The sequence below is a fragment of the Proteus sp. HMSC14B05 genome, assembly GCF_001808035.1.
Classification (GTDB): domain Bacteria; phylum Pseudomonadota; class Gammaproteobacteria; order Enterobacterales; family Enterobacteriaceae; genus Proteus; species Proteus mirabilis.
The window spans coordinates 100,312-113,744 of sequence record NZ_KV791997.1; the positions used below are offsets into that span (position 1 = coordinate 100,312).

At 40.0% G+C, this 13,433-nt stretch carries 15 protein-coding genes and 1 pseudogene; 7 read left to right on the forward strand and 9 right to left on the reverse strand.

Annotation, left to right across the window (positions count from 1 at the left end; genetic code table 11):
- Positions 1–69 precede the first annotated feature (69 nt).
- Positions 70–1,176, reverse strand: coding sequence for an aspartate-semialdehyde dehydrogenase (asd, locus tag HMPREF3129_RS13325; protein ID WP_036919437.1), 1,107 nt, complete (start codon positions 1,174–1,176; stop codon positions 70–72).
- Between the two features lie 499 nt (positions 1,177–1,675).
- Between asd and HMPREF3129_RS13330 the strand changes: the two genes are divergently transcribed.
- Complete coding sequence (locus HMPREF3129_RS13330; protein ID WP_012368640.1) at positions 1,676–2,239, forward strand: class I SAM-dependent methyltransferase; 564 nt, start codon at positions 1,676–1,678, stop codon at positions 2,237–2,239.
- A gap of 275 nt (positions 2,240–2,514) precedes the next feature.
- Positions 2,515–3,414, forward strand: coding sequence for an N-acetylmuramic acid 6-phosphate etherase (gene murQ / locus HMPREF3129_RS13335; RefSeq protein ID WP_036919439.1), 900 nt, complete (start codon positions 2,515–2,517; stop codon positions 3,412–3,414).
- Between the two features lie 356 nt (positions 3,415–3,770).
- Here the strand turns inward: murQ and HMPREF3129_RS19175 are convergent.
- The 5 genes and pseudogenes from HMPREF3129_RS19175 to HMPREF3129_RS13360 all read right to left on the reverse strand — a co-directional run bounded on the left by HMPREF3129_RS19175 (position 3,771) and on the right by HMPREF3129_RS13360 (position 7,488).
- Positions 3,771–5,009, reverse strand: a pseudogene (locus HMPREF3129_RS19175) (type II toxin-antitoxin system HipA family toxin).
- Between the two features lie 12 nt (positions 5,010–5,021).
- Positions 5,022–5,336 carry a helix-turn-helix domain-containing protein gene (locus HMPREF3129_RS13345; RefSeq protein WP_004246498.1) on the reverse strand — a complete coding sequence of 105 codons (315 nt, stop codon included), beginning with the start codon at positions 5,334–5,336 and terminating at the stop codon, positions 5,022–5,024.
- A 406-nt stretch (positions 5,337–5,742) separates the two neighbouring features.
- Positions 5,743–6,126, reverse strand: coding sequence for a type II toxin-antitoxin system death-on-curing family toxin (locus tag HMPREF3129_RS13350; RefSeq protein ID WP_017826987.1), 384 nt, complete (start codon positions 6,124–6,126; stop codon positions 5,743–5,745).
- Positions 6,123–6,344: a type II toxin-antitoxin system Phd/YefM family antitoxin gene (locus tag HMPREF3129_RS13355; protein ID WP_004246496.1), complete on the reverse strand. Its 222-nt coding sequence runs from the start codon at positions 6,342–6,344 to the stop codon at positions 6,123–6,125. Before HMPREF3129_RS13355 ends, HMPREF3129_RS13350 begins: the two co-directional genes overlap by 4 nt.
- A gap of 280 nt (positions 6,345–6,624) precedes the next feature.
- A complete protein-coding gene (locus HMPREF3129_RS13360) occupies positions 6,625–7,488 on the reverse strand; it encodes a YicC/YloC family endoribonuclease (RefSeq protein ID WP_004249947.1) in 864 nt (287 codons plus the stop codon).
- 126 nt (positions 7,489–7,614) lie between these two features.
- Here HMPREF3129_RS13360 and rph point away from each other — a divergent pair, with 126 nt between their 5' ends.
- Positions 7,615–8,331 (forward strand): ribonuclease PH, encoded by a 717-nt coding sequence (gene rph, locus HMPREF3129_RS13365; RefSeq protein ID WP_004249946.1) that lies wholly within the window; start codon positions 7,615–7,617, stop codon positions 8,329–8,331.
- 81 nt (positions 8,332–8,412) lie between these two features.
- The gene (gene pyrE, locus HMPREF3129_RS13370) at positions 8,413–9,057 is read left to right on the forward strand and encodes an orotate phosphoribosyltransferase (RefSeq protein ID WP_036919444.1); all 645 of its coding nucleotides are present in this window, start codon (positions 8,413–8,415) and stop codon (positions 9,055–9,057) included.
- A 318-nt stretch (positions 9,058–9,375) separates the two neighbouring features.
- Here the strand turns inward: pyrE and slmA are convergent, their stop codons facing one another.
- The 3 genes from slmA to coaBC all read right to left on the reverse strand — a co-directional run bounded on the left by slmA (position 9,376) and on the right by coaBC (position 11,751).
- The gene (gene slmA / locus HMPREF3129_RS13375; protein WP_004246491.1) at positions 9,376–9,981 is read right to left on the reverse strand and encodes a nucleoid occlusion factor SlmA; all 606 of its coding nucleotides are present in this window, start codon (positions 9,979–9,981) and stop codon (positions 9,376–9,378) included.
- Between the two features lie 119 nt (positions 9,982–10,100).
- The gene (dut, locus tag HMPREF3129_RS13380; protein WP_004246490.1) at positions 10,101–10,559 is read right to left on the reverse strand and encodes a dUTP diphosphatase; all 459 of its coding nucleotides are present in this window, start codon (positions 10,557–10,559) and stop codon (positions 10,101–10,103) included.
- Positions 10,543–11,751 (reverse strand): bifunctional phosphopantothenoylcysteine decarboxylase/phosphopantothenate--cysteine ligase CoaBC, encoded by a 1,209-nt coding sequence (coaBC, locus tag HMPREF3129_RS13385; protein ID WP_036919447.1) that lies wholly within the window; start codon positions 11,749–11,751, stop codon positions 10,543–10,545. The genes dut and coaBC overlap by 17 nt, the downstream gene beginning before the upstream one ends.
- Positions 11,752–12,058: 307 nt before the next feature.
- Between coaBC and radC the strand changes: the two genes are divergently transcribed.
- The 3 genes from radC to rpmG all read left to right on the forward strand — a co-directional run bounded on the left by radC (position 12,059) and on the right by rpmG (position 13,393).
- Positions 12,059–12,730 (forward strand): RadC family protein, encoded by a 672-nt coding sequence (gene radC / locus HMPREF3129_RS13390; RefSeq protein WP_036919449.1) that lies wholly within the window; start codon positions 12,059–12,061, stop codon positions 12,728–12,730.
- A gap of 247 nt (positions 12,731–12,977) precedes the next feature.
- Positions 12,978–13,214, forward strand: a complete 237-nt coding sequence (rpmB, locus tag HMPREF3129_RS13395) for a 50S ribosomal protein L28 (RefSeq protein WP_004246485.1) — start codon at positions 12,978–12,980, stop codon at positions 13,212–13,214.
- Positions 13,215–13,225: 11 nt separating this feature from the next.
- Positions 13,226–13,393: a 50S ribosomal protein L33 gene (rpmG, locus tag HMPREF3129_RS13400; RefSeq protein ID WP_004246483.1), complete on the forward strand. Its 168-nt coding sequence runs from the start codon at positions 13,226–13,228 to the stop codon at positions 13,391–13,393.
- Positions 13,394–13,433: the final 40 nt, after the last annotated feature.

Genomic DNA, 13,433 nt, shown 5'->3' on the forward strand with positions numbered 1-13,433 from the left:
CTTGAGTCAAACAAAACCCGCTAATTCAATAGGTTAGCGGGTTTTTATATTTATAATATTCGTTGTGTTTTAAGCTAAAATCTTCAGCATACGACGAAGTGGCTCTGCGGCACCCCATAACAACTGATCACCCACTGTAAAGGCAGAAATAAATTCAGGTCCCATATTCAGTTTACGAATACGTCCTACAGGGGTACTTAATGTGCCCGTTACGGCTGCTGGGGTTAATTCGCGCATTGTTAATTCACGATCGTTCGGCACTACTTTTACCCAATCATTATGTTGGGCAAGCAATTGCTCAATTTCGTTAACCGGTAAATCTTTTTTCAGTTTTAAGGTGAATGCTTGGCTATGACAACGTAATGCACCTATACGAACACAAAGACCATCCACAGGAATGATATTTGAACCGGTGTTTAAGATCTTGTTGGTTTCAGCTTGGCCTTTCCACTCTTCACGGCTTTGGCCATTTTCCAATTGTTTATCAATCCAAGGAATTAAGCTACCTGCCAGTGGAACACCAAATTGCTCTGTCGGCATAGTACCACTGCGAGTAAAGTTAGTGACTTTGCGTTCAATATCTAAAATTGCCGAAGCTGGATTTTCTAGCTCTTTAACCACTTGGTTATGTAATGCACCCATTTGTGACAATAATTCACGCATATGACGCGCACCGGCGCCGGATGCGGCTTGGTAAGTGGAGACACTAGCCCACTCAACTAAATCGTTAGCAAAAAGTCCGCCCAAAGACATCAACATTAAGCTTACGGTGCAATTCCCCCCCACAAAGGTTTTAATACCTTTATTGAGGCTATCTTGGATATGTTGACCATTAACGGGATCAAGAATAATCACCGCATCATCATTCATGCGTAGTGCAGATGCTGCATCAATCCAATAACCTTGCCAACCCGCTTGACGTAATTTGGGATAAATATCATGGGTGTAATCACCCCCTTGGCAACTGATAATGATATCGAGTGAGCCGAGCGTATCAATATCATAAGCATCTTGCAGTGTACTACGATGATTGCCATAAGCAGGTGCTGCTTCACCTAATTGAGAAGTGGTGAAGAAAACAGGGTTTATCCCATCAAAATCACGTTCTTCAACCATTCTTTGCATTAAAACGGAGCCGACCATACCACGCCAGCCCACAAAACCAACATTTTTCATTGTAATTACCCTGTCTTTGTCTGTAGGAATAGTGAGAGACTTCACACTAACCTGACAAAATATAGAGAGAGGTGCAAGTGAATTTATTGATTATTTACCAAAGAATTAGAAGTGTTTCTAATAGTCTGCATAGAGTTAACAAAAGGAAACCACAGAACGAACAAATATCACGAATTTGTTAAAAATAATGCGCCATTAATTAAGTGAACATTAAGCATAAATCATTTATAAAAAAGATTAAGATGATTCCGTTATGACTTATTTCATTTTTTTGATAAATAAATTTATATTCTTGTCTAATAAACAATGATAAAAATAGAAAAATGTAAAATAGTGTAATATATAAGAAAAACGTATTTACTTAGAGATAGCTCCAAGCTTTATACTGAAATCCGTCATTAGTGAGATGACATAAATTCATAAATAAAAAATAACGATGAATGTACTTCATTTTATCTGATTTTTATTTTATCTAGATAAAAGCTTTAGGGGGCGCAAGATGGATTTATCAACCTACTTTCCATTATCAACCTATTATTCATATTTAAAGCGGTTTGTACTGTCTCCTACTACAATGGGAACTATTGCGCCTTCATCACGTTGGTTATGTTATGAAATGCTCAATAAATTAAATTGGCAACAAGATATCCAAATCGCCGAATTAGGTGCGGGTACTGGGGTGATTACGCAACAGATCTTAAAACGTATGTCATCAAACTCGGTATTAGATGTTTTTGAGATAGAGCCAGCATTCGCTAATGAGCTGAATAAGATTAATGATCCCCGTTTAACCATCTATACAGCGTCGGCTGAAAAGTTAGATAGTCATTATAATATGATTATTTCTGGGTTGCCTTTCTTGTCTATTAACAGAAGGTTAGGGTTAAAAATCTTAAAGCGAGTACATAGCGAATTATTAAAAACCCAAGGTTGTTTTGTGTTGTTTCAATATACCACTCGATATGAAAAAACATTATCTCGTTATTTTCATTTAGAGAAAAAACGTGTGATGTTAAATGTACCGCCTGCTTGGGTTTATTATTGCACCCCAAAAATAGTGTAATAACATTACATCTTAAATTGTCATTATTGTGACTCTCTATTTTTACGCAAATATTGTGTATCAATAAAAGTATGTATCTTATTTTTTAATTTAAATAGTAAGATAAAAAAGACGAAAAAATGTATCTATAGTCTGATAAATATCGAAATATCATGCCGCAATGTCATGTAAAGTCGCCTAAGTCATGATTTTGAAAAACTCACCTATCATAATTGGGTGTATAATCGTTGATGTTTTTTGAGATTAACAGATAAATAGCAATTTAGGGACTTAAAATGGCAATCGACCTTGGTCATCTGGTGACAGAAAGTCGCAATCATCACAGTGAACATATTGATACACTTTCAACACTTGAAATGCTAAAAGTCATTAATAATGAAGATAAAAAAGTGCCTTTTGCGGTTGAAGCCACATTACCCCATATTGCACGGCTGGTGGATAAGGTCGTAACAGCATTTTCTCAAGGTGGTCGATTAATTTATTGCGGTGCAGGTACTTCTGGTCGTTTGGGAATTTTAGATGCCAGTGAATGTCCTCCAACCTATGGAACCCCCCATGATATGGTGATTGGCTTAATTGCCGGGGGACACAAAGCCATTTTACAAGCGGTTGAAAATGCAGAAGATAATGTCCAATTGGGGGCGGAAGATTTACGCCAGCTTAATTTTAATGCCAAGGATGTGCTAGTTGGGATTGCAGCAAGTGGTCGAACGCCTTATGTGATTGGCGCATTAGAATATGCACGCTCACTAGGTGCGGTGACAGGGGCAATTAGCTGTAATCCTGATAGTCCCATAGCGCAACGTGCCGATATTGCTATTACGCCGATTGTGGGGCCTGAAGTGGTAACTGGCTCATCACGTATGAAAGCAGGCACGGCACAAAAACTGATATTAAATATGATAACCACAGGTGCCATGATAAAGATGGGTAAAGTGTTTGGTAATTTAATGGTGGATGTTGAAGCCACTAATGCCAAATTAATTGAGCGCCAAATTCGTATTGTGATGCAAGCAACAGAGTGTGATCGAGCTACTGCTGAACACGCACTATCACAATGCCAACGTCATTGTAAAACAGCGATTTTGATGATTTTAGCCGGCGTAAATGCACAACAAGCAACACAGTTGTTGGCGCAAAATAAAGGGTTTATTAGACAAGCTCTAGCTAAATGATAGTGTTACAGATTTGCTTTTAAACGGAATGATAAATGCTATCTTCGCATTGGTGAGTGATCCGTCGCAATGTTAATCAGCGAAAATTCAATATGTTACTACCTTGTCATATTTGGTATGAAATATTGAAAGGATCCTTTATTTTATGTCCATGTTTATAGAAATAAGCGCAATATGAATACTCTGGTATCCAAAAAATAATAGGCCTGAGTGTCGTGAAGTAACCCTATCAATTGTTACCTATAAAGTAACTTTGTGTAGATCTCTGGCCGCTGTATTTCTCCGTTTAGTAAAAAGAATGGTTCAGTAATCAATTTGCATTTCACACTTTATGCGCATAAAAGTGCGATGGCGTTCTAGTCGAGTCGAAAGCAGTCCCTCAATAATTCTCTTTCTTCTTTGCAGATACCCGCTTGTTGGGCAAGGCTTTCCCATTGTGAAATTGCTTTGAACAATCTTTGGTATATGGACTTCGCTTTACTTTTGGTAACGTGAAAATACTCTGCGACGTCAAATGCCAAGTCGGTAGAAAGCGCATTGCTGACGTCATCAATATTAAGGTGTAGACCATAGGCGTATAACATAGGGTTAATATCGTAGGCGGGAGATAGTCGCCAACCAGTAGGCTCTAGAATGAATCCGTGATTTCTAAGATGATCATCACAATTAGATACCATGATATTAAACAGTATTCTAGTCCAAAGTTGTTCAAGATCTGACTGAGTATTCGAGCCGTTTTGGATCAGAAACTCAGCCAGCTCTAAGTAACTTGCGCCATTATCCTGACCATCAAAGTACTCTAGTTGAGTCATCGCTGAACTGAAGTGTAGTCGCTTTCCTGTTTTGGTACGGTCGAATCTTTTTGTTAAAAAAATATGATGTTTGCCAATAGCCTCAGCTTTTGATTCAGCCATTTCGATCCCAGATTCAATAGCCATTTGATAAACAATGAACTCCCATAAGCCAATATCGTAATCATCGTGACGGCTAGGGAACTTAGCTAACCACAAACTATCGTCGTGATTTCTTATTGATGCCTTTGGTCTGGCTCCGCCTAGTGATGATCCCGGTGAGATCAACATATTGAGCCACTTCAGATAATCTGGATTATCTAAATCCGGAGTTTATTCGATTTTATTGGCGGCATGTTGTAGCTCGGGTAAACTGGTTATTGTGGGTGCTGCAAGCTCATGGTTATCATCTAAAAATGGACCATTTGGAGATGTACGAAAGCGCAGTGCTCCCATGCGAAATGAATCGTGAACGCCTAGTAAGTAATCCGTCTCATATAGGCTTTTCGCTCGCCGTTTTTCTTGCCTAGCCACCACCGCTTCTCTGCGTTGCATTAATAGTCGACCCCAACGATCAGGGCATGAGTCGAGAAATATTTTGAAATTCTTATCGTCCTGCGCATGTTGCTCGCCAACGAATAGTTTTAAAGAAGGGTCAATCTGGCGGACATAATCGGAGGTTAACCATGTCTTGTCATAACTAAAGCTGAAATGTTCTTTGCCTCTAATTTCTGATGATCGTAATGTACCAACTAATACAGGGTCAGTTGATTCAGTCCAATCAGCATAAACGTAGATTTCCATAATGCGATACCCTTATTTTTTTTTCAGCAATTGGATGTCTTGCAGCTTTCTTCCCAATTCGTCATCAAAGGCAACTTTGGTTAAGTCTTCTAAGAGGCCTAAGGAGGCTAATACGTTGACATAGTGACCAAGCGAAACGGAAGGATCGCCTTTTAGGATTTTTCGTAGCGTTGGTTTAGACAATCCTGTTCGATTATGCATCATTTCTTGGGTAATACCACGTCGCTTCATTGCTAGAGTTAAGTTTTCGCCCAAAATGCTTAACACCTTTTTATGTTTTGGAAAAACGACAGCAGTGCGCTTTGTTGTTGATTCGATGGTATTCATAGTGAAACTATATTTTCTTAAATCTTCAGTTAGTGAAAGTATAGCTTCACTTTTGGCTTTGAGTAAAGTGACTGTTCGATATTCTCAAACAGATTAAAGTGAAATAATGCTTTCATTTTTAATCGAATAAGGAAATTATAGTTTCACTTTTACCCAGTTGCGTCGTAAAATTAAGTTACTTCAGAAATCAGTGCTGGAGAGGCTTTTTTGCTGAATGTGTACATTGTAAAAATTAAGTTTTCAGTGGACTGGGATTGGGAGGTATTGAGAGGTAAAGTTGTTAGCTGTCCTTAATGCGGTAAAACTAATTATAGCTATCTCATTTTAGGGGAAGTGGGCTGTGCCACCTTGTCATATTTGGTATGAAATATTGAAAGGAGCCTTTATTTTGCTAATGAAAACTATTTTAGTTAGTTTTCTCTACCAAGTTTTGTAGATGTTTTGCTAACTGGTCGACGGTTTTCTCACCTGTAGCTGCTTCTACTGTTAAGTTTTCCAGCATATTGCCAGTATCGCGGATCCTGATGCCATTACGATAGAGAAATGTCATGGTCACAAAAAATGCGGTACGTTTATTACCGTCATTAAATATGTGCCCTCGAGCGATAGCGACCCAATAAGTTGCTGCCAGTTCAAACACATCTGTAATGCCTTCATAATGTTTACGGTTTTGCACCCGGTAAATAAGAGCTTCCGCTCTGCCAGGATCGGGCATACCGGCCACACCTGGGAAACGTTGTAATATACGATCATGGAAAGCGATAACTTCCTGTGCGCTAACCCATATCATCGATTTGTCAGTGCCTCTACGGTATGTCCATGACGTTGCATCATCATATCAAACTCTGCATCTAGCTTAGCATTCTGGTATGACTCAAATTCAGTTTTACTGATAACAACCGCTGAACAACCGTCTCTGCGGGTGATTTCAACAGGTTCACCGTGGGTCGCAATATCTAATACTTCTGAAATATTAGCTCGGGCTTGTGTCGAGGTATATGTACGCATAATATTTCTCCTATAATGTACATCTTAAGTGTACATTTTAAATAATAAATATGCAATTGTACTCAGTGATCAGAGATAACTATTTGTTGATGTAGTTTATATTGGGTGAGGGATTACAGCGCTAAGGTATAACCAAACAAGCTTTTTAAACTCGTCCAAATTCTCTTGCGCTTTTATTTAGTGATATCAAAATATGACTTAAGTAACTTAAAAAGCCAGCATTTACACTGGCTTACTGCGTTGGGTGATGTCGTGAGACTGAATAAATATAAGCGATAATTTACTCAATATTCTGGATCTGCTCACGCATCTGTTCAATTAATACTTTTAATTCAATAGCGGAATTGGTGACATCCGTATTAATTGATTTGGATGCTAGTGTATTGGATTCACGATTAAACTCCTGCATCATAAAATCAAGGCGACGACCGACAGCCTCTTTTTTACTGAGAATTTTGCGTGTTTCTTTAACGTGGGCATCTAATCTATCAAGCTCTTCAGCGACATCTAAGCGTTGCGCTAACATCACTAATTCTTGCTCTAAACGATTATTATCAACTTGAACTTGTGCTTCTTCTAATTTGCTGGTTAAGCGCTCACGTTGCCATTGGAGAATTTCTGGCATCTGTGCTCTTACTTTTACGACCTCAGCACTTACGGCATCTAAACGTTGCTCAATCAGCGTTTTGAGTGCTTGGCCTTCAGCTTCTCGACTTGCAATAAAGGCATCGATAGCTACATCAAGCTCTGCTAATAGTTCGCTACCAATGGCATCTAAATCTTGCTCTTGGGCTGAGATAACCCCAGGCCAACGTAAAATATCAAATGGGCTGATAGTACCTTCATGGCTTTGGCTTTTTACCCAGTTAGCAGAAACAATCAGTTGCCTTGCTAAATTTTCATCCAAAGTCAGTTCACCTTGTGAGTGAGCATTGAGTTCAAAACGCAAGTTACATTCTATTTTACCGCGTGTTAAGCGATTACGTAGACGTTCACGAATAACAGGCTCTAAACTACGTAATTGCTCAGGTAAACGGATATATGTTTCAAGGTAACGTTGATTAACGGAACGCAGTTCCCATGCGGCGCTACCCCACTCTTTTTTGATATCTCGACGAGCGAAAGCGGTCATACTACGGATCATAATAGGGTCTCAATATTGTAAATGATGTAACGATTATAACCCTAGGTATCAACACAAGGATAGGCATAAGCCGTTTTAGGTCGTATAATGCGCCCCCAATATGTCAGAGAAAGCGGAGATAACACCATGCGTCCAGCAGACAGACAAGCAGACCAAGTACGTCCGATTACCATTACTCGTCACTATACAAAACATGCTGAAGGTTCTGTATTAGTTGAATTTGGTGATACCAAAGTCTTGTGTAATGCCACTGTAGAAGAGGGTGTACCTCGTTTTCTTAAAGGACAAGGGCAAGGCTGGGTGACTGCAGAATATGGCATGCTTCCTCGCGCCACTAACAGTCGTAATGCTCGTGAAGCCGCTCGCGGTAAACAAACTGGCCGCACAATGGAAATCCAACGTTTAATCGCTCGCTCACTACGCGCCGCTGTGGATTTAAAGGCCTTGGGTGAATTTACTATCACGGTTGATTGTGATGTTATTCAAGCCGATGGGGGTACTCGCACCGCCTCTATTTCTGGTGCTTGTGTCGCGTTAGTGGATGCTTTAAATAAAATGGTTGCAGAAGGTAAGCTGAAAAAGAGCCCTCTTAAATCAATGGTAGCTGCTGTTTCTGTGGGTATCGTTGATGGTCAACCATTATGCGATTTGGAATATGTTGAAGATTCCGCAGCCGAAACGGATATGAATGTGGTGATGATCGATGATGGCCGTATGATTGAAGTACAGGGTACGGCAGAAGGTGCACCATTTAGTCATGAAGAGTTACTTGCTTTACTCGCCCTTGCGAAAGGGGGATTGGAAAAGATATTTGAAGCGCAAAAAGAGGCGCTGAAGCAATAAATTCTATTTTTTAAGGCGACTGAAAAGTCGCTTTTTTTATGTCTAAAATCTGTCATTAAGCAATCTTAATAGGAGAAAAAAATGAAAGCCTACCAGCGCCACTTTATCGAACTTGCATTAGCAAAAAATGTATTAAAATTTGGTGAGTTTACGCTGAAATCAGGTCGTGTTAGTCCTTATTTTTTTAATGCAGGTTTATTTAATACTGGGCGTGACTTGGCTTTATTGGGACAGTTTTATGCACAAACATTAATAGATAATCATGTGCCTTGTGATGTGCTGTTTGGACCGGCTTATAAAGGTATTCCCATCGCGACAACGACCGCAGTGGCCTTAGTTGAACATCATGATATGGATGTTCCTTACTGCTTTAATCGTAAAGAAGCTAAAGATCATGGTGAAGGGGGGACATTAGTCGGCAGTCCATTAACAGGGAATGTGGTGATTGTTGATGATGTTATTACCGCTGGAACTGCTATTCGTGAATCGATGGAAATAATCAAACAACATGATGCGACGCTGTCAGGGGTATTGCTTAGTTTAGATAGACAAGAAAAAGGGCATGGTTCGCTTTCTGCAATACAAGAATTAGAGCGCGATTATCAATGCCAAGTTTATTCAATTATTACTTTGGATGATTTAATTAGCTACTTAACTGAAAGTGAGACATTATCGGCACATTTGCCAGCAGTAAAAGCCTATCGTGAACGTTATGGCATTAATTAAAAAAGCAAAAATACAATAAAATCGCTCAATAGCTGTAAAAAAAAGCCCTCGCCCAATAATGGGCGGGGTGAGTAGTACAATGAATTTTCTGCGATAATTATCACAGATATTGAAAGATAAAAAGGACTTTTACAGTAGGGACAAGGCGCGTTGCCACTGTCACAGATTGGGGATCGCTTAGTGCCATTCCCAGTAAATCTATTTAGATACTCTGATATCAATAGAGCGCATGTTAACACAAATAAGAAAAAAACGGCATATATGTCATTTTCAAATTATTGAGTTAAGTCACGAGTCCACTCTTTCATTGTTACTTGCTCACTGTAATTGTGCCTGAATTAATGGCCAACGTGCTTCAAATTCCTGTGTAGGATGATAACGAAATTCAGTACGTACAAAACGTGCTAGCATACCTTCACAAAACGCAAGCAGTTGTGAAGCGAGTAGTGCTTCATCATGTAAAAAGGCACTTCCTTCGCGAATTTTACGCTCTTTAATCACTTGGCGAAGTTGTACTTCAATTCGCTCATACAATTGGTTAATGCGCCCTTGTAATCTATCTTGCTCAAACATTAATGCGTGTCCGGTAAGAATGCGAGATAGCCCAGGGTTTTTCTCTGCAAAGCCAAGGATCAAGATAAGAATAAGGCGAATGCGTGCGATAGTTTCTTTCTCATCTTTTAAAATCAGGTTGATACGCGAAACTAAGCTATCTTCGATAAACTCAATTAGGCTATCAAACATCTTTGTTTTACTGGGGAAATGTCGATAAAGTGCTGCTTCAGATACCCCAACGGTAGCCGCTAATTTGGCTGTAGTAATACGTTGACTACCATCACTAGACTCCAACATTTGAGCGAGCGATTGTAGTATTTCATCCCGTCTATTTCTGCGTTTCTTTTTGGTTTCTTTTTCTTCTGCCATGACTGATAAGGCCCCTGCTAAAAGCAAAACAAATCAGTAAACCTTTGCACTAAATAAAAGTGTTAGTGCAAAGGGAGTGATATCGTCATTGATATTAAAATAAATGCAAGACGTCGTGCTTATTGGCGACCAGAGTGTCCAAAACCGCCTGTACCACGCTCTGTTGCCGTAAAATCTTCTACAATATTAAATTCTGCTTGAACAACAGGTACGATAACCATCTGGGCAATACGTTCGCCGGGTTCAATAGTGAACGCTTGTTGACCACGATTCCATACCGATACCATCAGTTGACCTTGATAATCAGAGTCAATTAATCCCACTAAGTTACCGAGTACCACCCCATGTTTATGGCCGAGGCCTGAGCGAGGAAGCACCATTGCCGCTAACCCTTCATCAGCAATATGTACAGCAAGACCTGTAGGTAACAGCTCAGTTTGTCCTGGTGCTAATACCAGTGGAGCATCAAGGCAAGCACGTAAATCTAAACCAGCAGAGCCTGTTGTTGCATACGCAGGGAGTGGATACTCTTGTCCAATTCGTGGATCAAGGATTTTAACGTCAATTTTTTTCATCATAATGTTTGGCTATCTCGTCAAGTAGGCGATGACTCAGTTGCGTTTTACTACTATGTGGTAAACGCGTTTCTCCATTTGCCCAGATAAGGTGTAATGCGTTGTTATCACTATTAAAACCAGCATCTTTTAGTGATACATCATTAGCACAGATTAAATCGAGTTGTTTTTGTTCTCGTTTACGGCGGGCATATTCTTCCACATTCTGGGTTTCGGCTGCAAATCCGACAACAAATGGGCGATGCTCAACCATTTTTCCGACACTGGCAACAATATCGGGGTTTTTTATCATAGTTATCGTTACTTCATCACCTTGTTTTTTAATTTTTTCAGGGGCAACCTGTTTGGCTCGATAATCGGCAACGGCAGCACAACCAATAAAAATATCTTGGGATGGCACAATATCCATCACTTGTTGATACATCTCTTGGGCACTTTCGACGTCGATACGTTTAACACAAGCAGGTGTCGGCAATGTGACAGGGCCGGCAATGAGTGTCACTTCTGCCCCCCGTTGAGCGGCCGCTTGCGCAATAGCAAAGCCCATTTTTCCTGAGCTATGGTTGCTGATAAAGCGTACTGGATCTAAGGCTTCACGTGTTGGGCCTGCAGTAATGGTGATTTTTTTACCTTTAAAATCGTGTTGAGTCGCAAATTGTTGCTCTGCTAATGCCACCAATTCAAGAGGATCTAACATTCTACCGGGTCCTACATCACCACAGGCTTGGCTACCAGAGTCAGGCCCCCAGATAAGACAACCTCGTTGTGCCAAAGCCGTTAAATTTTCTTGTGTAATTGCTGCACGATACATTTGTTGATTCATCGCTGGGGCAATCGCAATAGGTGCTGCACTGGCTAAACAGAGTGTGGTTAATAGATCGTTTGCCATCCCCATGCGTAAACGAGCAATCAAATCCGCGGTAGCAGGGGCTAATAAAATCAGATCAGCCCATTTTCCTAGTTCGATATGTCCCATTGCGGCTTCTGCGGCAGGATCAAGCAAATCATCCGCAACAGGGAAGCCTGATACCGCTTGTAGCGATAACGGGGTGACAAAGGCATGTGCTGCAGGCGTCATAACGACGCGCACAATAGCGCCTTTATCACGTAAACGACGGACTAGCTCAGGCGCTTTATAGGCCGCAATACCACCACTGATACCCAGAATAATCTTTTTGTCGTGAAGTGTAGTCATGATGAAATGCCTAATTGCATAAATAAATGTCCATAATTTTACCACAAGCTAAGCCAGAGTTAGGCATTCTATGTAATACGATGTTTTATAAAATAAATTATTGTGTATTACCTCGCACAAATTTTATCTGTGGTTTTTTCATTCAACTTGTACAGTTTATAGTAAATCAACTGTATATAACAACAGTTGTTTTGTGATAAATATTGCATGAAAGATAAAATTAAATAATTGAAAGATAAAATAACAACATAGGCCAATTATAACGTATTGATGTTTAAATGCTTGGCGAAAAGGGAGAGCACAAAGAATGGAAAACGCAACCATAGAGACACTCTTACCGAGAGAAAAACTGCTGTTGCATGGTGTAGAATCGTTAACGGATGCAGAGTTATTGGCCATTTTTTTACGTACAGGCACCTATGAAAAATCGGTATTAGAATTAGCCGACTTCTTACTTAGAAAGTGTGGTTCTCTCTATCATGTGATTAATGCGAATTATGAAACATTAGGCTGTTTTAAGGGGATAGGTGTGGGTAAATTTACCCAATTACAAGCCATTAATGAGATGGCTCAACGCTTTATTAAAACAAAGTTTATGCATAAAAATATCCTCTCCTCATCCGCAGAAACCAAAAGTTATTTGCAAAAACGCCTTAATTGGCGTGATAGAGAAGTATTTGTCGTGCTATTTTTAGATAACCAAAACCAAATGATCGATTGTGAGGAAATGTTTAAAGGAACGGTGGATCGTGTTGAAGTTCACCCCAGAGAAATTATTCGCCAGTCGATTAAAAAGAACGCAGCATCGATTATTTTAGCCCATAATCATCCTTCAGGTCTGTCTGAGCCAAGTCTTGCCGATAAGCAAATAACAGAAAAAATTTTTACAGCTTGTCAATTAGTCGGTATAAAAGTGCTTGATCACCTTGTGGTAGGGCATGATAACTGTGTTTCTTTTGCTGAGCGAGGTTGGTTATAGCCAATATTTTTTAAAATTATTGACAATCTTTATTGTACGGGTCTTGAGCGTTGAGGCCATTGGGCGTATACTACGCCACCTTTGAGGATCTTGGGTTTGGCGAGAAGAGCCTATCTCAGCAAGTTTTTTCTGAGGTGTTTACACAGTTTTTCAATCGTTAAAAGTTGCTGAGATGGGCTCCAAAGCCTGACGAGGCGGCCAAACCTGATACTAAAGCTCGAGCTGATTAGATTTTTGGAGAATAGACATGTCCCGAGTCTGCCAAGTTACCGGCAAGCGTCCTGTGAGTGGAAACAACCGCTCTCACGCATTAAACGCGACTAAACGCCGTTTTCTGCCAAACCTGCACTCTCACCGTTTCTGGGTTGAGTCTGAGAAACGTTTCGTAACTCTGCGTGTATCTGCTAAAGGTATGCGTGTGATCGATAAGAAAGGCATCGAATCTGTATTAGCAGATTTACGTGCCCGTGGTGAGAAGTACTAAGGAGCTGAAAAATGGCTAAAGGTATTCGCGAGAAAATTAAACTCGTTTCTTCTGCTGGTACAGGTCACTTCTATACCACTACGAAGAACAAACGCACTATGCCAGAAAAACTGGAAATGAAAAAATTCGATCCAGTTGTTCGTCAGCATGTGACTTATAAAGAAGCTAAAATTAAATAATTTTAGTTCTCTGAAAAAAAACCCGACCTTAGCGTCGGGT

Bases quoted from the DNA above. Each gene is read 5' to 3' on its own strand.
- slmA (WP_004246491.1), bottom strand. From the start codon at position 9,981: ATGGCAGAAGAAAAAGAAACCAAAAAGAAACGCAGAAATAGACGGGAT.
- HMPREF3129_RS13330 (WP_012368640.1), top strand. From the start codon at position 1,676: ATGGATTTATCAACCTACTTTCCATTATCAACCTATTATTCATATTTA.
- rpmG (WP_004246483.1), top strand. From the start codon at position 13,226: ATGGCTAAAGGTATTCGCGAGAAAATTAAACTCGTTTCTTCTGCTGGT.
- dut (WP_004246490.1), bottom strand. From the start codon at position 10,559: ATGATGAAAAAAATTGACGTTAAAATCCTTGATCCACGAATTGGACAA.
- HMPREF3129_RS13345 (WP_004246498.1), bottom strand. From the start codon at position 5,336: ATGAATACCATCGAATCAACAACAAAGCGCACTGCTGTCGTTTTTCCA.
- rpmB (WP_004246485.1), top strand. From the start codon at position 12,978: ATGTCCCGAGTCTGCCAAGTTACCGGCAAGCGTCCTGTGAGTGGAAAC.
- HMPREF3129_RS13355 (WP_004246496.1), bottom strand. From the start codon at position 6,344: ATGCGTACATATACCTCGACACAAGCCCGAGCTAATATTTCAGAAGTA.
- radC (WP_036919449.1), top strand. From the start codon at position 12,059: ATGGAAAACGCAACCATAGAGACACTCTTACCGAGAGAAAAACTGCTG.
- HMPREF3129_RS13360 (WP_004249947.1), bottom strand. From the start codon at position 7,488: ATGATCCGTAGTATGACCGCTTTCGCTCGTCGAGATATCAAAAAAGAG.
- pyrE (WP_036919444.1), top strand. From the start codon at position 8,413: ATGAAAGCCTACCAGCGCCACTTTATCGAACTTGCATTAGCAAAAAAT.
- HMPREF3129_RS13350 (WP_017826987.1), bottom strand. From the start codon at position 6,126: ATGATATGGGTTAGCGCACAGGAAGTTATCGCTTTCCATGATCGTATA.
- coaBC (WP_036919447.1), bottom strand. From the start codon at position 11,751: ATGACTACACTTCACGACAAAAAGATTATTCTGGGTATCAGTGGTGGT.
- rph (WP_004249946.1), top strand. From the start codon at position 7,615: ATGCGTCCAGCAGACAGACAAGCAGACCAAGTACGTCCGATTACCATT.
- asd (WP_036919437.1), bottom strand. From the start codon at position 1,176: ATGAAAAATGTTGGTTTTGTGGGCTGGCGTGGTATGGTCGGCTCCGTT.
- murQ (WP_036919439.1), top strand. From the start codon at position 2,515: ATGGCAATCGACCTTGGTCATCTGGTGACAGAAAGTCGCAATCATCAC.